The sequence below is a fragment of the Streptomyces sp. NPDC053079 genome, from assembly GCF_044546695.1.
Classification (GTDB): Bacteria; Actinomycetota; Actinomycetes; order Streptomycetales; family Streptomycetaceae; genus Streptomyces.
In genome coordinates this window covers 21099-41856 of sequence record NZ_JBITZJ010000008.1, presented here as the reverse complement: position 1 = coordinate 41856, position 20758 = coordinate 21099, and the positions used below count along the sequence as shown (strand labels likewise).

The 20758-nt window shown below is 75.4% G+C and carries 20 protein-coding genes; 7 read left to right on the top strand and 13 right to left on the bottom strand.

Features of this window, described 5'->3' with window-relative positions:
• Window position 1 precedes the first annotated feature (1 nt).
• Together ACIGXW_RS27840 and ACIGXW_RS27835 are read right to left on the bottom strand one after the other, a co-directional pair.
• Window positions 2-1561, bottom strand: a complete 1560-nt coding sequence (locus ACIGXW_RS27840; protein ID WP_399575472.1) for an ATP-dependent DNA ligase — start codon at window positions 1559-1561, stop codon at window positions 2-4.
• A gap of 41 nt (window positions 1562-1602) precedes the next feature.
• On the bottom strand, window positions 1603-3219 hold the full coding sequence (locus tag ACIGXW_RS27835; RefSeq protein ID WP_399575471.1) for a carboxylesterase/lipase family protein: 1617 nt from the start codon (window positions 3217-3219) through the stop codon (window positions 1603-1605).
• 242 nt (window positions 3220-3461) lie between these two features.
• On the opposite strand from ACIGXW_RS27835, the gene ACIGXW_RS27830 reads away from it, so the two are divergent.
• Window positions 3462-3797: a helix-turn-helix transcriptional regulator gene (locus ACIGXW_RS27830; protein ID WP_071965864.1), complete on the top strand. Its 336-nt coding sequence runs from the start codon at window positions 3462-3464 to the stop codon at window positions 3795-3797.
• A 50-nt stretch (window positions 3798-3847) separates the two neighbouring features.
• Here the strand turns inward: ACIGXW_RS27830 and ACIGXW_RS27825 are convergent, their stop codons facing one another.
• From ACIGXW_RS27825 to mdlC, 6 genes are all read right to left on the bottom strand, one after another.
• Entirely contained in the window at window positions 3848-4141 is a 294-nt protein-coding gene (locus ACIGXW_RS27825; RefSeq protein WP_177338459.1) for a hypothetical protein, read from the bottom strand.
• The gene (locus ACIGXW_RS27820; protein WP_399575470.1) at window positions 4138-5901 is read right to left on the bottom strand and encodes a peroxidase family protein; all 1764 of its coding nucleotides are present in this window, start codon (window positions 5899-5901) and stop codon (window positions 4138-4140) included. Before ACIGXW_RS27820 ends, ACIGXW_RS27825 begins: the two co-directional genes overlap by 4 nt.
• Before the next feature lie 33 nt (window positions 5902-5934).
• Window positions 5935-7308, bottom strand: a complete 1374-nt coding sequence (locus ACIGXW_RS27815) for a hypothetical protein (protein WP_399575468.1) — start codon at window positions 7306-7308, stop codon at window positions 5935-5937.
• Window positions 7305-8735: a cytochrome P450 gene (locus ACIGXW_RS27810; protein WP_399575467.1), complete on the bottom strand. Its 1431-nt coding sequence runs from the start codon at window positions 8733-8735 to the stop codon at window positions 7305-7307. Before ACIGXW_RS27810 ends, ACIGXW_RS27815 begins: the two co-directional genes overlap by 4 nt.
• Window positions 8732-10144: an FAD-binding oxidoreductase gene (locus ACIGXW_RS27805; RefSeq protein WP_399575466.1), complete on the bottom strand. Its 1413-nt coding sequence runs from the start codon at window positions 10142-10144 to the stop codon at window positions 8732-8734. Before ACIGXW_RS27805 ends, ACIGXW_RS27810 begins: the two co-directional genes overlap by 4 nt.
• A 92-nt stretch (window positions 10145-10236) precedes the next feature.
• Window positions 10237-11850 carry a benzoylformate decarboxylase gene (mdlC, locus tag ACIGXW_RS27800; protein WP_399575465.1) on the bottom strand — a complete coding sequence of 538 codons (1614 nt, stop codon included), beginning with the start codon at window positions 11848-11850 and terminating at the stop codon, window positions 10237-10239.
• Window positions 11851-12017: 167 nt separating this feature from the next.
• On the opposite strand from mdlC, the gene ACIGXW_RS27795 reads away from it, so the two are divergent.
• On the top strand, window positions 12018-12215 hold the full coding sequence (locus ACIGXW_RS27795) for a hypothetical protein (RefSeq protein ID WP_399575463.1): 198 nt from the start codon (window positions 12018-12020) through the stop codon (window positions 12213-12215).
• Window positions 12216-12284: 69 nt separating this feature from the next.
• Here ACIGXW_RS27795 and ACIGXW_RS27790 read toward each other — a convergent pair whose 3' ends face one another.
• The gene (locus ACIGXW_RS27790) at window positions 12285-12722 is read right to left on the bottom strand and encodes an SPW repeat protein (RefSeq protein ID WP_399575462.1); all 438 of its coding nucleotides are present in this window, start codon (window positions 12720-12722) and stop codon (window positions 12285-12287) included.
• Between the two features lie 176 nt (window positions 12723-12898).
• Here ACIGXW_RS27790 and ACIGXW_RS27785 point away from each other — a divergent pair, with 176 nt between their 5' ends.
• Together ACIGXW_RS27785 and ACIGXW_RS27780 are read left to right on the top strand one after the other, a co-directional pair.
• The gene (locus ACIGXW_RS27785) at window positions 12899-13060 is read left to right on the top strand and encodes a hypothetical protein (protein WP_399575461.1); all 162 of its coding nucleotides are present in this window, start codon (window positions 12899-12901) and stop codon (window positions 13058-13060) included.
• A gap of 73 nt (window positions 13061-13133) precedes the next feature.
• Window positions 13134-14270, top strand: a complete 1137-nt coding sequence (locus tag ACIGXW_RS27780) for a glycosyltransferase family 4 protein (RefSeq protein WP_399575460.1) — start codon at window positions 13134-13136, stop codon at window positions 14268-14270.
• Between the two features lie 28 nt (window positions 14271-14298).
• Here the strand turns inward: ACIGXW_RS27780 and ACIGXW_RS27775 are convergent, their stop codons facing one another.
• The 4 genes from ACIGXW_RS27775 to ACIGXW_RS27760 are packed head-to-tail and all read right to left on the bottom strand — an operon-like array spanning window position 14299 to window position 17226.
• Window positions 14299-15162: a biotin-dependent carboxyltransferase family protein gene (locus tag ACIGXW_RS27775; RefSeq protein ID WP_399575459.1), complete on the bottom strand. Its 864-nt coding sequence runs from the start codon at window positions 15160-15162 to the stop codon at window positions 14299-14301.
• Window positions 15159-15809 (bottom strand): 5-oxoprolinase subunit PxpB, encoded by a 651-nt coding sequence (gene pxpB, locus ACIGXW_RS27770; RefSeq protein ID WP_399575458.1) that lies wholly within the window; start codon window positions 15807-15809, stop codon window positions 15159-15161. Before pxpB ends, ACIGXW_RS27775 begins: the two co-directional genes overlap by 4 nt.
• Window positions 15806-16585, bottom strand: coding sequence for a LamB/YcsF family protein (locus tag ACIGXW_RS27765; RefSeq protein WP_399575456.1), 780 nt, complete (start codon window positions 16583-16585; stop codon window positions 15806-15808). Before ACIGXW_RS27765 ends, pxpB begins: the two co-directional genes overlap by 4 nt.
• A complete protein-coding gene (locus ACIGXW_RS27760; RefSeq protein ID WP_399575455.1) occupies window positions 16582-17226 on the bottom strand; it encodes a GntR family transcriptional regulator in 645 nt (214 codons plus the stop codon). The genes ACIGXW_RS27765 and ACIGXW_RS27760 overlap by 4 nt, the downstream gene beginning before the upstream one ends.
• Window positions 17227-17373: 147 nt before the next feature.
• Here ACIGXW_RS27760 and ACIGXW_RS27755 point away from each other — a divergent pair, with 147 nt between their 5' ends.
• The 3 genes from ACIGXW_RS27755 (at window position 17374) to ACIGXW_RS27745 (ending at window position 20706) form a co-directional block, all read left to right on the top strand.
• Entirely contained in the window at window positions 17374-18063 is a 690-nt protein-coding gene (locus ACIGXW_RS27755; protein WP_399575454.1) for a DUF969 domain-containing protein, read from the top strand.
• A complete protein-coding gene (locus ACIGXW_RS27750; RefSeq protein ID WP_399575452.1) occupies window positions 18060-19028 on the top strand; it encodes a DUF979 domain-containing protein in 969 nt (322 codons plus the stop codon). The genes ACIGXW_RS27755 and ACIGXW_RS27750 overlap by 4 nt, the downstream gene beginning before the upstream one ends.
• A gap of 115 nt (window positions 19029-19143) precedes the next feature.
• Window positions 19144-20706 carry a hypothetical protein gene (locus ACIGXW_RS27745; protein ID WP_399575451.1) on the top strand — a complete coding sequence of 521 codons (1563 nt, stop codon included), beginning with the start codon at window positions 19144-19146 and terminating at the stop codon, window positions 20704-20706.
• The last annotated feature ends 52 nt before the right edge of the window (window positions 20707-20758 follow it).

Here is a 20758-nt window from a genome sequence, read left to right as displayed (position 1 = left end):
TTCACTCGCCGGGGTCCGGGGCGGAGCCCCGGCCCAGCGCCAGCACCGTCTCCACCGTGTCCGCCTCATCGGCCCGCTTGTCCTCCCGGTACCGCACCACGCGCGCGAACCGCAGCGTCACCCCCGCCGGGTACCGGGTGGACCGCTGGAGACCGTCGAAGGCGATCTCCACCACCAGCTCCGGCCGTACCGTCACCACGAAGCCGTCGTCGCTCACCGCCAGCGACCGCAGCCGCTCGGTCTGCCACGCCAGCATCACGTCCGTCATGCCCTTGAACGTCTTGCCGAGCATCGCGAACGAGCCGTCCGCCCGCCGCGCCCCCAGGTGCAGGTTCGACAGCTTCCCCCGCCGGCGCCCGTGCCCCCACTCGACGGCCAGCACCACCAGGTCCAGGGTGTGCACCGGCTTCACCTTCAGCCACGACGCGCCCCGCCTGCCCGCGCTGTATCCCGCGTCCAGCGCCTTGACCATCACCCCCTCGTGGCCCCGCCGCAGCACCTCGGCCGCGAACTCCCGCGCCGCCGCCCGGGCCCGGTCGTCCCCCGGGTCCGCCACCACCCGCCGCCGCACCCGCAGCGGCCCGGGCACCACCTCGTCCAGCACCGCGTGGCGCTCGGCCGTGGACAGCGCCAGCAGCTCGCGGCCGTCCACGGCCAGCACGTCGAAGAAGACCGGCGACAGGGGGAGCGCCGCTCCGGCGGCCGGTACGTCGAGCCGGGAGCCGACCCGGCCCGCGACGTCCTGGAAGGGGTGCGGCCGGCCCGCCGCGTCCAGGGCGATGACCTCGCCGTCCAACACGGCCGAGGTCACCGGCAACGCCAGCGCCGCCGAGGCCAGTTCCGGCAGCCGGCCGGTGATCTCGTCCAGCGTCCGGGTGTAGACCCGCACGTCGGGGCCGTCCCGGTGCACCTGCACACGGATGCCGTCCAGCTTCTCCTCCACCGCGCACGGGCCCAGCCGGTCCAGCGCCTCGTCGACGTCCTTGGCGCTCTGCGCCAGCATCGGCAGCACCGGCCGCCCCACCTCGAGCCGGTACCGCGCCAGTGCCCCCGGCCCCTCGGCCAGCAGCGTCCGCGCCACCGCCCCCAGCGAACCGCCCAGCATCACCGCCCGCCGCACCTCCTCCGGCGCCGCCCCCGCGGCCGCCGCCAGCCCCTCGACGGCCAGCGCGTCCAGGGCGCCCTGCCGTAGCTCGCCCCCGATCAGCCGGAGCAGGAAGTGCTGCTCACCGGCCGTGGCCGCCGCCAGCAACGCACCGACCAGCCGTCTGCGTTCGCCCTGCGCGCCCTTGCCCGACACGGCGGCGATCTCATCGAGGGCCCGGTCCACCTCCCGTACGGTCAGGGACGGCTCGGCGGCCGGGGCGGGCGCGTCCCGCAGCGTGCTCCAGCCGACGCCGATCCTGCGCTGCGGCAGCCGGCCCGCCAGGTAGGGGATGACGACCGGCGCGTCGTCCGGCTCGGCGTCGCGGAACAGCCCGGCCAGCAGCGCGATCTTCCCCGACCGCGCGCTCGTGGCCGCGACCTCCGCGGACACCTGCGCGACCTCGGCGAGCAGCATGCCCCCATCGTGCAACGGGACGGGGCGCCCCGCAGCGCGGGTCAGGCGCCATGGGCCGCCCAGAAGCCGCAGTGGTGCACGGCGCCGGTGTCCACCGGCCGGATCCCGCCCGGGCCGGGGCGCAGGTCCAGGGCCACCGGCGCCGTGTCCCCGGCGCTGACGAGCGGCCAGGGCGGCCCGTCGCCCGTGGCCGGGACGCCGGTGCGGGCGAAGCCCGTCCAGTAGCCGGCCATCGTCGCCGCCAGTTCGAGCTGCGCCGCGGAGAGGGGCGGCCAGGCGTCGGAGGGGAAGAGGTAGGGGAGTTCGGAGCCGTGCGCCGCGCCGTAGGGGAAGCCCTCCACGGGGGGCAGGCCGGGGTAGCGAGGGGCGTCCGGGTCGCTGAACTCGAAGCCGTACACCGGCACGTGCGCGGCCAGCGCGCGGCCGGCCCGGAAGGTGGTGCACGTGAACGTACGGTCGGTGAGGACGGTCGCCCAGGCGAGCGCCGGCGTCGGGAACGCCGCCGCCGGATAGCGCGCCTCCACCGCGCCCGCCGCGTCGCCGAAGGAATCGGCGAGCCGGGCCCGGTAGTCCCGCTCGTCGCGGACGGGGTGCGCCGCGAGGGACAGGCCCACGAAGAACCGCATCTCGTCGTGGTTCGTGCCCTGCAGCACCGGCATCCGGTGGAAACGCCCCTCCTCCAGGGCCCGGTCGGGCCTACGGGGCAGCAGCTCGCCGCCGTAGGAGAGGTGGGAGAAGGCCGGCATCAGCTCGGTCGTCGCCAGCCTCTCCGCCGGCAGCGCGCGCAGACAGCGCAGCGCCGACCCCGCGTCCGTGCACCCCAGCCGCCGGGCCGCGGCCGCGCCCGCCGCGCTCGTCTCCTGCTGCGAGGGCCAGGACGCCTGCTGCGGCGAGCCGGGGGCGGTGCTGCCCCGCGGGAAGGAGGTCATGCACGAACCGCTCTGCAGGGCCGCCTTGTGGAAGAGGCCCGCAGCGCTCGGCGAGGTGAGCAGGGCGCAGATGCTCAGGGCGCCCGCCGACTCCCCGAAGACGGTCACGTCGCGCGGGTCGCCGCCGAACCGGGCCGCGTTGGCCCGTACCCAGCGCAGCGCCGCCCGCTGGTCGGCGAGCGTGAAGTCGGGCGCCCCGCCCAGCTCCGGGTGGCCGAACAGACCGAAGACGCCCAGCCGGTAGTTGAGGGTCACGACCACGACGTCGCCGCGCGCCACCAGCCGCCGTGCGTCATAGGGGTCGCCCGCGCCGGCGATGAAGGCGCCGCCGTGCAGCCAGACCATGACGGGGCGGCCCCGGGCGGGCGCGGGGCCGGTGGGTGCGGTGACGTTGAGGTAGAGGCAGTCCTCGGAACCGGCGCCGCCCGCGCCGAGGAAGGGCAGCTGGACGCAGCGGGGGCCGGGGCGGGTGGCGTCCCGGACCTCCGTCCAGCGGCGGGCCGGCACGGGCGCCCGCCAGCGCAGGGGCCCGGTCGGCGGCTGGGCGTAGGGGATGCCCTCGTAGGTGGCGTAGGAACCGTGGGCCGTGCCGCGGACGGGGCCGCGGTCGGTGGTGACGACGGGCGCCACGTCCGCGGCGGAGGCGGCGGGGCAGGTGACGAGCGGGCCCAGGGCCAGCAGGAGCGTGCCGAGCACACCACCGCGGCGCAGGAGACGGGTGAGCACCATGGCCGATGGCTACCCAGGGGCTCCGCCCGCATCCGCCGGCCGCCCGCCGCCCGCCGCGGGGAGGGCGTGGGCGGCCGGGAGCTTGCATATCCGGTCGCTTCCTCCTCCGACGCGGCCATCCGGAGTCACGGTGGGTGATGTCGCGCACACTTAGTGGAAGTGTCGTAACCGGCCGGTGTCGCGGCGGGTTGACGCACCGGCACCGCAGGATCGACGACGCAGGACGGAGCAGTGGTTCAGCCATGAGCAAGCGCCAGAAGGGCCGCCGACACCGCAGGGTCAACCGCACCCCACGCCCGGTGGGTTCGACCCGCCCGTCCGCGGTGCGGCACGAGCCGCGCCCGGATTCCCGGCCCGAGCCGAGGCCGCTGACCGGCCTCGGCCGCCACGAGGCCCGCACCTTCGACGGGCTGCGGGCCCTCGGCGCCGGGGGAGCCTCCGTCGACGAGCTGTGCGCGGCGGTGGGCTACCAGGCGCGCACGATTCTCAAGCACGTCAACGGCCTCGCCGAGCACGGCCTGGCCGAGCTGCGCGGCGAGCGCTGGTACGCCACCGAGGGCCAGCCCGCGAGCCGCTGACGCACCGGCGCACAGGGCCGGGGGCGCATACGCCCCCGGCCCTGTGGCCGTCAGCCGATGTGCGTCGCGCCCCCGTGCTCGCGCCGCCTGCGCGCGAGGACCCCGAGCACGGCCTCGTGGCCGAAGAGGGCGTCGGCCGCTCGTTCCAGCGAGCGGGCGGCGTTCTCCGCCCGCTCGGCGTGCGTGAGGATCCGCTCCCGCAGGGCCGCCCCCTCCGGGCCCGGCAGCGTCACCGCCTCGGCCCCCGCCCGCAGCCGCCCGGCCTGCTCGCGCAGCCGGCCCGCCCTCTCCCGCACCGGCCCCGACCAGGGCGCTTCGCCGGCGGCCCCGGCCCGGCCCCTCACCGCGGCCCCCGCCAGGGCGCGAACGCGTTGCGCACGCCCTCCAGGGCAGGGGCGAGTTCCGGGTGGTGGCGCAGCAGCACGTCCCGCATGCTCGTGCGGTCGACCCACTCCAGGCCCTCCGCCGTATAGACCTCCGGCCGGTAGTCGGTGGTGAAGAAGCGGTCGCTCTTCAGCCGCCGGGATGCCATCAGCACGAACACCCGGAACGCCGTGTCGCTGAACGCGAAGCCCCGCGGCCTGGGTTCGGCGTACATGCCGACCATGGTGTCCACGCGCTCCAGGCGCCCGTCGTAGACCTCCTTCAGCTCCGCGGCCAGCTTGGCGTCGCCGCCGGTCAGCTCCTCGAAGCCGCTCACCGGCGGCCGGTGCAGCGCCGCCCGGAACGCGGTGTAGCGGGGCACCCCGCGCTCCCGGTCGCGCAGGACGTCCACCGTGCCCACGTCGACGCGCTCCCCGGACACCCGGGCCAGGTCGCGCAGGCAGTCGGGATGGTTGTGCAGGGTGATGGCGCCGGGATGCATGGTGCCGAAGGAGTACAGCAGGTCGGCCAGGCCCCAGTGGTCCACCGCCTTGCGGGTGGCCAGCGCCTGCAACGGCTCGAAGCCCGTGACCTCGATCAGCTCGCCCGTGCGGTGCGAGCGGATCTCGTACTCGTCGCGGATCAGCGGATGCAGCCGGTAGGAGGTGACGAACTCCTCCGTCATCGAGTACGGCGCCGCATGGTGCCCGGTGGGGGAGCCCAGGATGCCGAACAGGGCCTCGCCCTTGCCGAAGCGCCCCACCCGCCGGCGCAGCCGCGCGGGCAGCACGCCGTACCAGTTGAGGTGCATCGCCGCCCGCGTCACGGGCTGGTCGATGACGGCCGGTGTCCACTCCACCGTATGGATCTTCGCCATGACGGCGGCGTTGACCAGCCGCGCCGTCTGGAAGAGCCGCTCGTCGCCCCAGGTGGGGTGGACGGAGGCGATGCGGTCGCAGATCGCGTTGTGCTCCTTGGCGAAGAGCGTGTGCAGCAGCGACAGCCCCACCCAGTAGTTGTCGTTGAAGCCGGTGGCGTCGATGCCCGACAGCCCCGCCCGCGGCTCGTCCGGCAGCCGGCCGTCCGTCAGCGCCAGCTTGCCGCCCTCGCCCGTGCGCAGCGCCCGGCACCGCTCCTCGCTCGAGCCGTAGATCTGCGAGCCGTCCCACCAGTGGGTGACGGTGTTCTCGTACGTCGGCGGCCGGCCGGGGCCGGTGTGGGCGACGGGGTCGGGGCGGGAGCGGCGTACGAGCATGGGGCACTGCGGCCAGTCGTCGTCCGCGGCGAGCGGCACGTCCAGCGGCCGGTCGGTGGTGTTGTCGCCGTGGCTGAACCAGCCGTGGTTCTGGAACTGGATCCAGGCCGCCGCCAGCATGTTGAGGGTCGGCGCCGGGCGGAAGCCCGAGGTGCGGGCCAGCAGCCGCCGGGAGACCTCGCGCGGGCTTGGCGCGAACAGGCCCTGCTCCTCGGCCTCGGGGAAGGTCTGCGGCAGCGCGCAGTTGCGGTCGAAGCGGGTGCCCGCCCGGCCCATGTCCACATCGCGCGGGTCGTAGCCCGAGCCGTCGTAGCTGCGGTGGGGCAACAGGCCGGGGCTCGGCCTGCGGGGCCGCTCGCCGCCCGCGCCGTAGGTGTCGTGCAGGTTGTGGGCGCGCAGCAGCTCCCGCTGCCGTCTGAGCTCCCACAGCGCCAGGGGGAAGGGCAGCGAGTGCCACTCGCGTCGGGGCCGTGGTACCGGCGTCATCTATCGCTCTCCAGGGGGCGGGGAAGGGGAGGTTCAGCGGTCGTGGAGCCGGAGGACGACGGTCTCCTCCACCCGGCCCCGGTACGGCTCCAGCAGGGCGTCGACCCGGTCGCGGGCCGTGGGTGCCACCTCGTCGAGACTCTGGGCGTACACGCCCGCGGAGTGGCACTGCGGGAAGTCGTGCGTGGGGTCCACCCAGGTGATCTCCAGCCAGTCCGCGGGCACCGGGAAGACCGAGACCGGGCTGCGCCCCTCCAGATTGGGCACCACGTCGTGCTCGTTGACGAGGCTGACGACGCGGGTGGCCGGGTCGAGGGGGCGCTTGAAGTCGATCGGCGAGCCCACGGCCACCACGTGGGTGAGCCGCCACCGCCGGTTGACCTCGGGCAGCTCGGCGAGGTTCATGGCCGTCAGCCCGCCCAGGCTGTGCCCGACCAGCGCGATCTGCGCCCCCTCGGGCACGGCCCGGGCCAGGCCCTTGCGGACGGCCCGGGTGTAGGGCGTGTCGTTGCGGCCCACGGCGGTGACCGCGCCGACGAGGTCCTGCGGAGTGGCGTTGCGGGGCCGCCCGAAGGCCATGCCGGGCAGCAGCACCACATGCCGGGTGACGCCGTCCGGGCCCGTCACGCGCTGGATGAGCATCCGCCCGTCGTTGCCCAGGGCCGCCACGTTCCGCAGGTGCGCGGCGATGCCACCGCCGGGGTCCAGACGGGCCAGCAGCCCCGCGTCCGCAGGCTCCGCCTCCGCCCGGCCCGGACCCCGGTCCCAGCGGGCCCAGGCGCCGATGGCCGTGCCCAGCAGCGGATCGCCGTCGGGCCGGGTGCCCGTGACGATGTGCCAGGCCGCCGCGTCGTTGAACGGGTTCTCGTCCACCAGCGCGTTCCACGCCAGCACCTCGGTCAGCGAGGGCGCGAGGCGGGCCAGGGCCCGTTCCGCGCCCTCGGCGCGCATGCTCTCCCGCAGGATCCGCAGCGCCCGCACCTGCCGGTCCGCCTCGATGGCGTCCAGCAGCCGCCGTACGGGCCCCTCCCCGGCGAACTCCGGATGCCGCACCGAGCACAGCCGGATCCGCAGCTTCAGCGAGGTCACCGCCACCGCGACGGCCAGGGACTCCCGGCCGGCGAGGACCCCGCCCAGCCACGCGGCCCGGCCCAGCGTCCCGCCGTCCGGCGCGTAGCCCAGCCCCGCGGGGGACGTCAGGGCCCGCGCCAGGGCCCTGACGGCCCGCAGCCCGCTGCGCGGGGAGCGGCCCAGCGAGGCGGTCAGCGCCGGGTCGGTGGCCACGGCGGTCAGTGCCCGGCCCGCCTCGCGGATCTCCCCCGCCACCTCGCCCAGCGTGCGGGCCACCGCCGCGAGGGCGGCCACGTCCGGGCCCGCCTCGACGCGGGTGACGCTGCCGGTGCTCACGTGCCCTCCGGGATGCGGTGGGGGCGGTAGCCGATGCGCAGCCGCGTCACGTCGAAGGTGTGCGGCAGCGGCCGCTGGGGGCTCAGCCGCACACCGGCCACCGCCAGCTCCCCACCGCGCAGGAACTCCGCGACGAAAGAGGTGGCCAGCAGCAGCCCCAGCTCCATGCCGCTGCACTGCGCCTCGCCCCGGCTGAACGGGCTGACGGCCCAGTCCGCGTCCGCCGTGCCGTCCAGCCACCTCTCGGGCGCGAAGCGGTGGGCGTAGTCGATGCGCTCCTCGTCGCGGGCGTGGAAGCCGGCCGGCACCAGCACGTTCATCCCGCCCGGCGCCACCGCCGAGCGCCAGCGGGTCTCCGCCGTGGTGCGCCGCATCAGGCTCGGCACCGGCGGCCACAGCCGCGCGGCGTCCTGGACGCAGGCGCGCAGGTACGGCATGTCCCCGAACCCCGCCACCGTATGGGCGCCGTGCCGCTTGTCCGCCGCCCGCACCTCCTCGACGGCCTGCCGGTAGGGCAGCGGATGGGTGGCCAGCAGCGCCAGCGTCTGCACCACGGCGGCGTGCACCACCCCCAGCGCCATGAACCAGTGGGCGACCTGCCCCTCGGGAGCGGTCTCCGGGCCCCGGGGCGCCGTGCGGAACAGCCCGGTGAGGCTGCGCGGATCGGCGTCGCACAGATAGCGCGCCTGACGCTGCATCATCTTGCGCCGGACCCGGCGGGTGCGGGCCTTGCGCCAGCGCCGTGCTCCCATCCAGTTGGCCTCGGCCAGCAGCTCGCCCAGCAGCCGCGAGAACTCCTCGTCGCCGGCCGCCGCCTCGCCCAGGAAGCAGCGCCGCCCGACGCGTTCGAGGCGCCCGCGGAGCTCCTGCGCCGACAGGCCGGCCTCCGCCCGCAGGCCCAGCAGCGCCCGTGACTCCTCGCCCACGACCCGCAGGAAGTGGCCCGCGAGCCGGTGCGCGGGACAGCCCGCGTCGAGCACCGCGTCGTTGAACGCCCGGCGCGCGGTGCGCTGCCGGCCGTGCGAGGCGACCAGCGCCTCGGGCTGCACGGCCGCGAAGCCGCTCACCTTCTCCCAGGTGTCGACGGCGTACGTCTCGACCGGGCCGGCCAGCACCTGCCGGGCGTCCTCGGCGTCGAGGACGAGCAGCGTGGGCCCGGACGTTCCGCGCACCACGACCGGCCCCCGGCCGTGCCGCCGGCGCAGCTCGCGCATCAGCTCCATGCCGCGCCGGTTGGGGTCCACCGCCGCCACCAGCCGGGCCATGCCGGGGCGGGAACGGAAGACGCCCCGGAGGTAGTTGGGCAGGAAGTAGCCCAGCGTCAGCCGCAGGTTCTCGCTCCTGGACGCGGTGGGCAGGGCGGTACCGTCCTCGGGACCGGTGATCGTCCCCGTGCCGCCGCCGAACGTCTCGCTGGTCGAGGTCATGCCAGCACCTTCCCCGGGTTGAGCAGCCCCTCCGGGTCCAGCAGCCGTTTGATCTCCCGTTGCAGCCGCAGGTTGCGCGGCGGCAGCTCCCGCACCAGCCAGTCGCGCTTGAGGGTGCCCACGCCGTGCTCGCCGGTGATGGTGCCGCCCAGTTCCAGGCCGGCCGCCATGATGGCGTCGTAGGCCTCCTTCGCCCGCCGCACCGCCTCGGCGTCGGAGCGGTCGAAGACCACCGTCGGGTGGAGGTTGCCGTCGCCCGCGTGCCCGACGGTGGCGATGAACAGCCCGTACTCCTCGGCGATCTCCTCGATCCGGTCGACCAGGAGGGCCAGCCGGTCGCGGGGCACCGCCACGTCCTCGATGAACGCCGTCACCTCGCCCGGCATCCGCCCGGCCCGGGCGCTCAGCGCCGGCATCACCATCCGGCGCGCGTCCAGCACCTGCCGGCTCTGCCCGGCATCCGCGGCCGCCGTCACGGACAGCGCCTTCGCCTCCCGGCACAGCTCCGCCACGGCCCGCACCCGCTCGGCCGCGTCGGGGGCGTCGCTCGCCACGATCAGGGTGGCCGCGGTGGCGTCCGGGTCCCGGGCCAGCAGCGGGTGTCCCAGGGCCGCGACGGCCTCGGTCGTCGTGCGGTCCATCAGCTCCAGCGCGGACGGCACATGGCCCGCCCGGATGATCGCCCCGACGGCCGCGCCGGCGTCCGCGGTGGACGCGAACCGGGCCAGCAGCGCCAGCTCCGGCGCCCGCGGCGGCCGCAGCGCCAGCGTCGCCTCGACCACGACGCCCAAGGTCCCCTCGGACCCGACGAACAGGCGGGTCAGGTCGTAGCCCGCCACGCCCTTGACCGTGTCCCGCCCGGTGCGCAGCACCTCGCCGTCGGCCAGGACGACCGTCAGCCCGAGGACGTAGTCGGCGGTGACCCCGTACTTCACACAGCACAGCCCGCCCGCGCCGGTGGCGATGTTCCCGCCGATCGTGCAGCTCTCCCAGGAGGCCGGGTCGGGCGGGTAGCACAGCCCCTCCCCGGCGACGGCCGCCGCCAGGTCGGCGGTGATCACGCCGGGCTCGCAGCGCACCAGGCGGTTCGCGGCGTCGATCTCCAGGATGCGGTTCATCCGCACCATGGACAGCACCACGCAGCCGTCCACCGCGTTCGCGGCGCCGGCCAGGCCCGTGCGGGCGCCCTGCGGCACCACGGGCACGCCGTGCGCGCGGGCGGTGCGCAGCACGTGCTGCACCTGCTCCACGCTCTCGGGCCGGACGACCACGGCGGGCAGGCCGGCCTCGCTGAAGGGGGCGGAGTCGTGGCGGTGCAGGGCGAGGTCGTCCTCGCCGGTCAGGAGCGCGTCGTCGGGCAGGCCTGCGGCCAGCGCCGCGAGCAGCGGGCTCCGGGGGGAGTCGGTCATGGGCAGCTCCATGCGGTGGGGGTCCGGAAAGAGGGCGTGGGGGAGCGGGCGCACGGCGGGGGCCGTCGTGCGCCGAAGGAGCGTCAAGGGGGTCAGAGCGTGGGCGGCACGGTCGTGACCGGGGCCTCGATCAGCACCGGACCGTCCGGGCTGGTCGTGGCGGCGGCCACCAGCTCGGCCAGGTGCGCCGGGTCCGTGGCGCGGTGCGCGGGCACGCCGTAGCCCCGGGCGAGCGCGCACAGGTCGAGGCCGGGCAGGTCCAGGCCGGGCACGCCGGGGGTGTTCTCGAAGCGGCCGAACCACTTGAGGATGGCGTACTCGCGGTTGGCCGGGACGACGAAGGTCACCGGCACCCGGTAGGCGGCGGCCGTCCACAGCGCGGTGATCGCGTACTGGGCCGAGCCGTCGCCCACCACCGCCACCACCGGCCGTTCGGGGCGGCCCAGCTGGGCCCCGACGGCCGCCGCGAGGCCGAAGCCCAGACCGCCGCCGGTGGTCATCAGGAAGGAGCCGGGCCGGTCGACGCGCACGTGGTCGCGGAACGCCTGGATGTTGGAGGGCGATTCGTTGACCCACACGGTGTCGGCGGGGGCCCCGCCGGCGACGGCGGCCAGCGCGATGGCCGCCGACATCGGCTCGCCGTCGGCCTCCGGCACTTCGGCCGTGCTCTCGCGCGGGGTGGCCGCCGGCTGGTCGCCGCGCTTGTCCACGAGCTCGGTGAGCAGCTCCAGCGTGGGTCGCAACCCCGCCACCAGGGCGTCCCCGATGGGCGCGCGGGCGGCCTCGCCGGGGTCGCTGGTGAGCAGCACCAGTTCGGTGCCCTCGGGCAGCAAGGGGCCCGGGACGTAGGGGTAGTAGCGGAAGACGGGGGCGCCCACCACCAGCACCAGGTCGTGCCCGGCCAGGGTCTGGGCCAGCGGTGCGATGGCCGGGGGGAGCACGCCCTGGTAGAGGGGGTGGTTCTCGGGGAAGCCCACCCGCCCCTCGATGGGGGACGCCCACACCGGCAGCCCCCGCCGCTCGGCGAGCGCCACGGCCGCGTCCCAGGCGCCCTCCGCGTCCACCGAACCGCCGGTGATCAGCACCGGATCGCGGGCCGCCTCCAGCCGCCGGGCGAGCGCCTCGACGGCGGGCGCGTCGGCGGCCGTCAGATCGGCGACCCGGCGGTCCGCGGCGTGCCGGGCGGCCCGCTGCCCGGCCTCGTCGAGCTCCACGTCGAAGTCGTCCATCGGCAGCGAGAGGAACACCGGCCCGCGCGGCGCGGACTCGGCGATGTGGAAGGCGCGGGCGAGGGCGGCCGGCACGTCCTGGGGGCGGGGCGGCTCGTACGCCCACTTCACCGCCGGCCGCGGCAGGAGGGTGGCGTCCGCGTTCGTCAGCATCGCCTCCATGGTCATCATGGCCCGCACCTGCTGCCCCGCCGTCACCACCATCGGGGTGTGGTTGGCCGCTGCCGTGACCAGGGCTCCCATGGCGTTGCCCACGCCGGGCGCGGTGTGCAGATTGACCAGGGCCGTGGTGCCGGTGGCCTGGGCGTATCCGTCGGCCATCCCCACGACGACGGCCTCCTGCAGGCCGAGCACGTACCGGAAGTCGGCGGGGAAGTCCTGGAGGAAGGGGAGTTCGGTGGAGCCGGGGTTGCCGAACACCGTCGTCACTCCGCGGGACCGCAACAGCTCACGCGCGGCTGTGCGTACGGTCGTCATGCCTGGCACCTCTTGGGGTCATGTGGGCCGGATGGGGGAGGGGAGCATTGCCACTTCCCGTCCGGCGAAGCCATGACACCGGAAGATCACCTGAGTATTCATCCGAGCGGGTGAATACCCCCTGGCCTGCGCCGTGTTGCCGTCGGCCGGGTCCTACCGTCGCCCGCATGCCTGACATGGATGAGATGATCCGACGAATCCGCCGGGACATGGACACGGAGCTGCGCAAGCGGGCGCGACGGGCGCTCACCACGACCGGCACCGGGGCCCGGCAGGAGGCCCCCGTCCCCGCCCGGGTCCCCGCCCAGCCACCCGGCACCGCCCGCGATCCCGCCGCGGGGGCCCCGTTGCCGACGCCCGAATAGCCGCCGCCGTGCGCGGGTGACCCCGCCGCCCGGAGCAGCGGGCGACGGGGCCGGGGCGGGCGCATCGCGTCAGACGCGCCGTCGTTCCCTGCTGACGCCCAGCCCCGCGAGGGACAGGGCGGTCAGGCACGCCAGGATGCCGACGACGACGTTGCTCACGCCGGCCCGCGTGACCCATACGTGGCCCGCGACGATCCAGGGGGCCATGATCGTCCATGCGGCCAGGGCCAGTGCGGCCCAGCTCATGGAGTGTGTCCGCTCGTATGCGGGCCCAAAGCCGCCGACCAGGCAAGCAAAGGCGACACCGCAGATCAGATTGTTGATTGCCAGGGTGGTGGAGCCACTGAAGCCCGCTATCCATGGCGAGGCGGCCAGATAGACGCCGCAGAGGATGGCGAGGGCCTCGACGGCCTGGGCGACGGGGGTCGCTGTCGTCTCCTCGGAGTGGGCGCGGAGCGCCACGATGTCCGGGTGTGTGTCGATCCGGGGCGACGTAGGGACGGTCACGTCAGCCACCTTCTTTCCGTGGGGTTCGGACCTGGTTGTAGTTTATCCCAATTGCCCGTTAATTCACCCTGTTGGCGGTAGGAAGTGACACCTGGTCCGAACTCGTGGCATATCGACCCGTCGAACGGGGAAGACTCTTCCGTCAGCCAACCGCTCCTCTGGGGGAGGAACGCGCGATGGAAGAACCCAGGAGACACCAGAGCCCCGAGCGCGGCCCCGCCGGACCGCCCGAGGGCGCCGTGCAGGCGCGCCACGTGCCGCCGGACGACCGGCCCGGCCGTCATCACACCGGTGAGGAGGACGAGTCGGAGTCCCACATCGTCCGCGGCGTGGACTGACGCTCACGGGACGTTCCCCGGGCGGAAAGATCCACGTGGCCCGCGCAACGCGCCGGTCGCCGACAACAGGCGTATGCGTGTCGTCATCGTCACCGAATCGTTTCCGCCCGACGTCAACGGCGTCGCGCACTGCGCCTGGCAGACCGCCCGGCACCTCGCGCTGAGCGGCCACGACACCGTCGTCGTGGCGCCGGCCGGCCGCCCGCGCCCGGACGACGGGGAGCACGGGACGGCCCCGTTCCCCATCGTGCGCGTGCCGTCGGTACCGCTGCCCGGCTATCCCCAGATCCGCCTGGCGCTGCCCAGCCGCCGGCTGACCGCCGCGCTCACCGGCCACCGCCCCGACGTCGTCCACCTCGCGAGCCCCTTCGTCCTCGGGGCCCGCGGCATGACGGCCGCCGCCCGCCTCGGCGTGCCCGCCGTCGCCGTCTACCAGACCGACCTCGGCGGCTACGCCCGCACCTACCTCGGCATGGGCGAGAACGTCGCCTGGCGCCGCATCCGCACCGTCCACCGCGCCGCCGACCGCACGCTCGCCCCCTCCGCCGCGGCCGTCCGCGACCTGGCCCTCCACGGGGTGCCCCGGGTACGGCTGTGGCCGCGCGGCGTGGACTCCGAACGCTTCCACCCGGCCCGGCGCGACCTGGAGCTGCGCCGTGCGCTCGCACCCGGCGGCGAGCTGATCGTCGGCTACGTCGGCCGCCTCGCCCCCGAGAAACGCGTCGAATTACTGGCGCCCCTGTGCGCCCTGCCCGGCGTGCGCGTCGTCATCGCCGGCGACGGCCCGCACGCGGCACGCCTGCGCACCGCCCTGCCCGGCGCCCGCTTCCTCGGCACCCGCACGGGCGACGAACTCGCCCGGATCTTCGCCTCGCTGGACGTCTTCGTCCACCCCGGCACCCAGGAGACCTTCTGCCAGACCCTCCAGGAGGCCCAGGCCAGCGGCGTGCCCGTCATCGCCCCCGCCGTCGGCGGCCCCCTCGACCTCGTCGACCACGCCCGCACCGGCCTCCTGGTGCGCCCCCACGACGCGCAGGCGCTGCGCGACGCGGTCCTCACCCTGGAGGACGCCCGCCGCACCCGCACCGAGTACGGCCGGGCGGGCCGCGCCTCCGTCCTGGCCCGCACCTGGGCGGCGGTCGGCGACAGCCTCCTGGGCCACTACCGCGAAGTGCTCCAGGACAGGGCACGGCACGCGACAGCCGCCTGAGCCGGACCCCGGCCCGCGCCCGTACCGCTTACGCCCGTACCGGAACGAACCGCACCGGCGTGCCCGGCAGGGCCTGGGCCGCGGCGGCCAGGGCGGGTTCGGGGACGACGCCGATGACGGGGTAGCCGCCGGTCGTGGGGTGGTCGGCGAGGAAGACGACCGGGTGGCCGTCCGGGGGCACCTGGACGGCGCCCAGGACCATGCCCTCGCTGGGCAGTTCCCCGGCACGGGAGCGGACCAGCGCGGGGCCCTCGGTGCGCAGGCCGATGCGGTTGCTCGCCGGGGAGACGCGGAAGCCGCCGCCCGCCAGGACGGCCGGCGCCTCCTGTGCGAACCAGTCGTCGCGCGGCCCGGGCACCAGCGGCAGGACCAGCTCACCGGCCGGCGGCGCCGGCCACGGCACGGCGTCGGCACCCGTGGACGGCCCGTACGGGGTGCCCAGCGGCAGCGGCACGCCGTCGGCCAGCGGCTCCGGGCCGAGGCCGGACAGCAGGTCCCGGGAGCGGCTGCCCAGCACCGGCGGCACCGCGACGCCGCCCGCGAACGCGACGTAGCTGCGCACCCCCGCACTCGGCGGGCCCACGTCCAGCACCGCCCCCGCCGGGACCCGCACCGCCGCGCCCCACGCCACGGGGCGGCCGTCGACCCGCACCGGGCAGGGCGCGCCCGTCACGGCGACGGTCACGGCCGCGCCGGTGCGCACGGCGCAGCCGTTGAGCGTGGTCTCCAGCGTGGCGCAGTCCTCGGGATTGCCGGCCAGGCGGTTGGCGAGCCGGTGCGCCGGCTGGTCCAGGGCGCCCGAACGCGGCACCCCCAGATGAGCGTGGCCGGGCCGGCCCAGATCCTGAACGGTCGTCAGCGCCCCGGCCCGCACGACCGTGACGGTGCTCATGCGCACTCCTCGAAGCGCACGCGCGTACCGGGCGCGAGCAGGGCCGCCGGGTCGCGCTCCACGTCCCACAGCACCGCCTCGGTACGGCCGATGAGCTGCCAGCCGCCGGGGGAGGAGCGCGGATAGACGCCGGTGTACGGGCCGGCCAGGCCGACCGAACCGGCGGGGACCGAGGTGCGCGGCGTGGCCCGGCGCGGTACGTGCAGCCGTTCCGGCAGGCCGGTGAGATAGCCGAAGCCGGGCGCGAAACCGCAGAAGGCCACGCGGAATTCGATGCCGGAGTGGATGCGGGCGACCTCGCCCTCGGCCACGCCCCACAGCGCCGCGACCTCCGCGAGGTCGGCGCCGTCGTAGCGCACGGGCAGCACGACGGGCTCGGCCTCGGCGGCCGGCAGCGGCGGAACCGTCCAGTGGACGAGCTCGGCGGCCAGCGCGCGCGGGTCGGCCAGGCCGTCCAGGAGCACGGTCCGGGCGGCCGGCACGATCTCGCCGACCGTCGGCAGGGCGTCCGCGGCGCGCCGCCGCAGCAGCTCGGCGTGCAGGGCCTGGGCCTCGTGCGCCGTGGCGACCTCCACGAGCAGGGCGTGCCGGCCCACGACGAGCGCCTTCGGCGGGGCGGCGGGCGGCGTCGGGCCGGGGGCGGTCATGCGAACGCCTCGAGGCGGACGCCCGCCGCCTCCAGCCCCTCGCGCACGCGCCGGGCGAGCAGCGCGGCCCCGGGGGTGTCGCCGTGCACGCACAGCGACCGGGCGCGGACGGCGACCTCCTCGCCGGTGAGCGCGGTGACGGCGCCCTCGCGGGCCAGCCGTACGGACCGGGCGATGACGGCGTCCGGGTCGAGGACCACGGCGCCCGGCTGCCGGCGCGGCACCAGCGTGCCGAGCGCGGTGTACGCGCGGTCCGCGAACGCCTCGGTCACGACCGGCAGTCCGGCCCGCCCGGCCGCCTCGTGCAGCCGCGAGCCGGGCAGGCCCAGGACGGGCAGCGGCCCGCCGGCGCGCAGGATGCCGGAGACCACGGCCGCGGCCTGTTCGGCGTCGGCGACCACGCGGTTGTACAGCGCGCCGTGCGGCTTCACGTACGTCACGTCCGAGCCGGCGGCCCGCGCGAAGGCGCGCAACGCGCCGATCTGGTAGGTGATCTCGTCGGCGAGCTCGTCGGGCGGCACGTCCATGGCGCGCCGGCCGAAGCCGGCGAGGTCCCGGTAGGAGACCTGCGCGCCGATGCGTACACCGCGCTCGGCGGCGCGCTCGCACACCCACCGCATGGTGGAGGGGTCGCCCGCGTGGAAGCCGCAGGCGACGTTCGCGCTGGTGACGACCGACAGCAGCGCGTCGTCGTCCGTCAGGTGCCAGCGGCCGAAGCCCTCGCCGAGGTCGGCGTTGAGGTCGAGCGCGCCCGTGGTCACAGCGTCGTCCGTCATCGGTCGGCCTCCCGCATCGTGTCGAGGATGAGCCGGCGGGCGTCATCCAGATATCCGCTCAACTCCGCCTCGGCGCGCCCGTGCTCGCCCCTCGCCAGGAGCTGGGCGAGGGCCCGGTTGCGGGCCACGAACGGCTCGTGGAAGCGGCGCGGCGAGGGCATCTCGTGGAAGGCGAGGCGCAGTTCGGCCATCAGCCGGTCCATGGCCGCGTCGATGCGCTCGCTGCCCGCCAGTGCGGCCAGCGCCCGGTGGAAGCGCAGGTCGGCGGAGCCCACCTCCCGCCAGTCGCCGGCGGCCGCGGCGCGCTCGGCCTGGGTCACCGCTGCCTCCACGGCCTCGCGCAGCGCGGCCGCGGCGGTGGCCGCGGCCCGTACGCCCGCGGTCTCCAGCGCCTCGCGGACCCGGTAGATGTCGATGACGTCGGCGGGCTCCAGGACCCGTACGAACACCCCGCGGTTCAGCAGGTGCACCACCAGGCTCTCGTGCACCAGCAGCCGGAAGGCTTCGCGGAGCGTGTTGCGGGACACCCCGAGCTCCCGGCCCAGGGCCTCCTCCGACAGCTGTGTGCCGGGCGGCAGACCGCCGTCCTCGATGCGGTCGCGCAGGGTGGCGGCGACGCGCTGCGCGGTGGATCGGGCCATGGCGTCTCCCTTGCGGGCGGTGGCGGCACTGCTGCCGGAAATCACTGTTTCAGCATGGGCTATTGAGGATTGTTGAACAATATCTTAGCCTCCTCGCCAGTCGCCTCACCTCGTCGAGTGGGGTCCGGGAATGCGGAAGGCGGACGCATGCTCGTACTGCTGGGCGTCCTCGTCGTGGTGGCCGGCTTCGCCACCAGGCGCAACCCCCTGCTGGTGGTGGGCGCGGCGGGCATCGTCACCGGCCTGCTGGGCGGCCTGTCGCCCCGGGAGGTGCTGGCGGCCTTCGGCACCGGCTTCGCCTCCAGCCGCGCGGTGACCATCTTCGCCATCACCCTCCCGGTCATCGGCCTCCTGGAGCGCTACGGCCTCCAGGAACAGGCCCGCGCCGTCGTCGCCCGCTTCGGCAGGCTCACCCCCGGCCGCTTCCTCGCCCTGTACCTCCTGCTGCGCCAGGCCACGGCGGCCCTCGGGCTCATGAGCGTGTTCGGGCACGCCCAGACCGTACGCCCGCTCGCCGCCCCCATGGCCGAGGGCGCGGCCGAACGCCGCCACGGCCCGCTGGGTGAGACGGCGCGGGAGAAGCTGCGCTCCTTCGCCGCCAGCGCCGACAACGTCGGACTGTTCTTCGGGGAGGACGTCTTCCTGGCCGTCGGATCGATCCTCCTGATCACCGGTTTCGTCAACACGACGTACCACACTCACCTGGAACCGCTGGAGCTCGCGCTCTGGGCGATACCCACCGCCCTGTGCGCGCTGGCCGTCCACGGGTGGCGGCTGCTGCGCCTGGACCGCACGCTGGAGCACGCGGCGGCCGACACCGCGGGGGCCGTCAAGTGATCAAGGCGGAGTGGTTCTTCTGGCTCGTCGGCGGCATCTTCGTGGTCATGGCCGCCCAGATGGCCGCCGACCGCACCAACCCCAAGCGCCTGGGCACGGCGGCGTTCTGGGGCCTGCTCGGCGTGGGCTTCGTCTACAGCACCTGGGTGGTGGACAAGAGCGCGCCCCCCGAACCGCTGGGCGCCGCCGTCCTCGCCATGATCTGCCTCGCGGGCTTCGGCTTCACCGGGCGCGGCACGGCCCGTACCGCCACGCTCCGGGAGCGGGGGGCGGGCGCCCGGCGGTTCGGGTTCCGGCTCTTCGTGCCCGCCCTGACCATCCCCTTCGTCGCGCTGGTCTGCGCGGTCGGCGTCAAGCGGCTCTCCATCGGCGGCGAACCGATCCTGCAGAAGGGCAGCGAGACGGTGCTGGGCCTGGGCATCGGCTCCGTGGTCGCGCTCGCCGTCGGCATGGTGATGCTGCGGGAGCGGCGCCTGTCGACGCCCGTGCACGCCGGGCGGTCGATCCTGGAGTCGATGGGCTGGGCCATGCTGCTGCCACAGCTGCTCGCGACGCTCGGCGCGATCTTCTCGGCGGCCGGGGTCGGCGAGCAGGTCCGCCGGATCACCACCTCCGTGCTGCCGGAGGGGTCCGTCTTCCTCGCGGTCGTCGCCTATTGCGTCGGAATGTTCCTCTTCACCGTCGTCATGGGCAACGGCTTCGCCGCCTTCCCCGTGATGACCGCCGCCGTCGGCTGGCCGGTGCTGGTGGAGCAGGCGCACGGCAACCCCGCCGCCGTCCTCGCCGTCGGCATGCTCGCCGGCTTCTGCGGCACGCTGGTGACGCCCATGGCGGCCAACTACAACGTCGTGCCCGCCGCGCTCCTGGAGCTCAAGGACCAGTACGGGCCCATCAAGGCGCAACTTCCGACCGCGTTCATCCTTCTTGGGTGCAATATCGCCATCATGTACGCATTTGCGGTCTGAGGGGCCGCCCACCACCGGACCGCGGCGGCCCCCGCTCTAGACTGGTGGGCCGCCCCGCCGCGGCGAGCCCGCGCCGTTTCGTCCGTTGTCGGTGCGACCGCCTACTCTGTGCGACGTGACTTCTGCAGCCCCGGCGGCCGTTCCGCCCCAGCTCAACGGGCCCTCGCTCCCCCGAGCTCCCGGCTCCGCCCGAGCAGGGGGTACCCCCATCGCCCCGGGCCCGGCCGCCGACGAGGGCCTGGCCCGTAGGCTGCGCGCGCTGGCCTGCACCGCGCCCCTGCACGACCTCGACGCCCGCAAGGCCAACCTCGCGGGCGAGTACGGCGTCTACGCGATGGCGGAGGTGGCGCTCGCCGCCATCGACCTGGTCACGCTCAACATGGACTTCGACACCGGGGCCGACCACGAGCAGATAGTCGCCCGCCTCCAGCCCCGCGTCGCCGCCCAGGCGCCCGAGCGGCCCCACTCCGAGCACGAGCGCGTCGCCCGCTGGGTGCTGGAGAACCTCATCAACGTCGGCAGCGTCGACCGGGGCTTCCGCGCCGTCTACGGCACGTTCGGGGCGGACGGCGTCTACGTCCGGCGCGACTACGACTTCAAGCTCGTCGAGGAGGTCCCGGGTCCCGGCGGCACGGTCTTCCTGCGCACCACCGACGAGGCCGTCAACGTCCTGGTCGGCGCCCTCGACACGGACGTCACCAGCGCCCAGATCGCCGCCGAGGTCAAGCTCGAGGTCCTCATCAGCCGCGGCCGCCTCGCCGACGCCCAGCTCGCCGCAGAGCAGGCCCGCTACCGCACGGTGCAGTACGCCGAGACCCTCCGCAAGACCCTCGACGCCACGCGCCGCAACGTCCGCGCCGTCGACTGGCTGCGCGCCGTCCCCGACATGATCGCCGAGGCCCTCGACCACGTGGCCGACCGCTACCGCCACGAGAACGCGATCCTCACCAACATCCGCAAGGCCCGCGACGAGGCCGAGGAGCCCGAGCACAAGCGGCGCGCCGCCGAGCTCGTCGACATCGTCAAGGACTGCATCCGCCGCCACACCCAGCTGCAGTCCCGGCTGCTGGAGGCCGGCCCCCTCTTCCGCGCCGAGCAGGACCGCCAGGCCTTCGCGACCCCGGCCGCCCAGTCCGGCCTCGACCTGTACGGGCAGCTCCTGGCCCCCCTGCTGCCGCTGCCCCTGGAACAGGCCGGACGCGTCACCGACGCGTTCTTCGCCCGGGGAACGGGCCTGCGCACACCGTCCTCGGTGCGCGTCGGCGACCTCGTCGAGATGCTGCTGACGCCGCCCACCGAGCGCGAGCACCTGGGCGCGGAGATGCCCGAGCCGGACCTGATCGCCACCCCCGACGACAGCCGCTTCAGCGAGGAACAGCTCGCGAGCGCCATGGAGCTGCTGGCCCTGCCGCCGGACGCGCCCCGCCGCCTGTCCGGCCTCCTCGCCGAGGCCCGCCGCCGCGACCCCGAACTGCCCTACCTCCTCGCCCTGCTGGCCGTCCACGCCGCCAGCCCCTCGGTCGGCACCGCCTACCGCCAGGGCGAGCAGTCCCTGCTCTTCGCCGTCGACGACGGCACCGTCCTCGACGACCCCGAGTTCGGCGGCGCCGACCTCATCGTCGGCACGGCCCTGCTGGACGCGGCCGGCATGGCCGCGGACCGCCAGGAGGCGGTGTGAGCGGGTTCCCCCTCCGCCACGACGGCGATCAGCCCCCGGCCACGTCCCCGGC

Bases quoted from the DNA above. Each gene is read 5' to 3' on its own strand.
- ACIGXW_RS27840 (WP_399575472.1), bottom strand. From the start codon at position 1,561: ATGCTGCTCGCCGAGGTCGCGCAGGTGTCCGCGGAGGTCGCGGCCACG.
- ACIGXW_RS27835 (WP_399575471.1), bottom strand. From the start codon at position 3,219: ATGGTGCTCACCCGTCTCCTGCGCCGCGGTGGTGTGCTCGGCACGCTC.
- ACIGXW_RS27830 (WP_071965864.1), top strand. From the start codon at position 3,462: ATGAGCAAGCGCCAGAAGGGCCGCCGACACCGCAGGGTCAACCGCACC.
- ACIGXW_RS27820 (WP_399575470.1), bottom strand. From the start codon at position 5,901: ATGACGCCGGTACCACGGCCCCGACGCGAGTGGCACTCGCTGCCCTTC.
- ACIGXW_RS27810 (WP_399575467.1), bottom strand. From the start codon at position 8,735: ATGACCTCGACCAGCGAGACGTTCGGCGGCGGCACGGGGACGATCACC.
- ACIGXW_RS27805 (WP_399575466.1), bottom strand. From the start codon at position 10,144: ATGACCGACTCCCCCCGGAGCCCGCTGCTCGCGGCGCTGGCCGCAGGC.
- mdlC (WP_399575465.1), bottom strand. From the start codon at position 11,850: ATGACGACCGTACGCACAGCCGCGCGTGAGCTGTTGCGGTCCCGCGGA.
- ACIGXW_RS27795 (WP_399575463.1), top strand. From the start codon at position 12,018: ATGCCTGACATGGATGAGATGATCCGACGAATCCGCCGGGACATGGAC.
- ACIGXW_RS27785 (WP_399575461.1), top strand. From the start codon at position 12,899: ATGGAAGAACCCAGGAGACACCAGAGCCCCGAGCGCGGCCCCGCCGGA.
- ACIGXW_RS27780 (WP_399575460.1), top strand. From the start codon at position 13,134: ATGCGTGTCGTCATCGTCACCGAATCGTTTCCGCCCGACGTCAACGGC.
- ACIGXW_RS27775 (WP_399575459.1), bottom strand. From the start codon at position 15,162: ATGAGCACCGTCACGGTCGTGCGGGCCGGGGCGCTGACGACCGTTCAG.
- pxpB (WP_399575458.1), bottom strand. From the start codon at position 15,809: ATGACCGCCCCCGGCCCGACGCCGCCCGCCGCCCCGCCGAAGGCGCTC.
- ACIGXW_RS27765 (WP_399575456.1), bottom strand. From the start codon at position 16,585: ATGACGGACGACGCTGTGACCACGGGCGCGCTCGACCTCAACGCCGAC.
- ACIGXW_RS27760 (WP_399575455.1), bottom strand. From the start codon at position 17,226: ATGGCCCGATCCACCGCGCAGCGCGTCGCCGCCACCCTGCGCGACCGC.
- ACIGXW_RS27755 (WP_399575454.1), top strand. From the start codon at position 17,374: ATGCTCGTACTGCTGGGCGTCCTCGTCGTGGTGGCCGGCTTCGCCACC.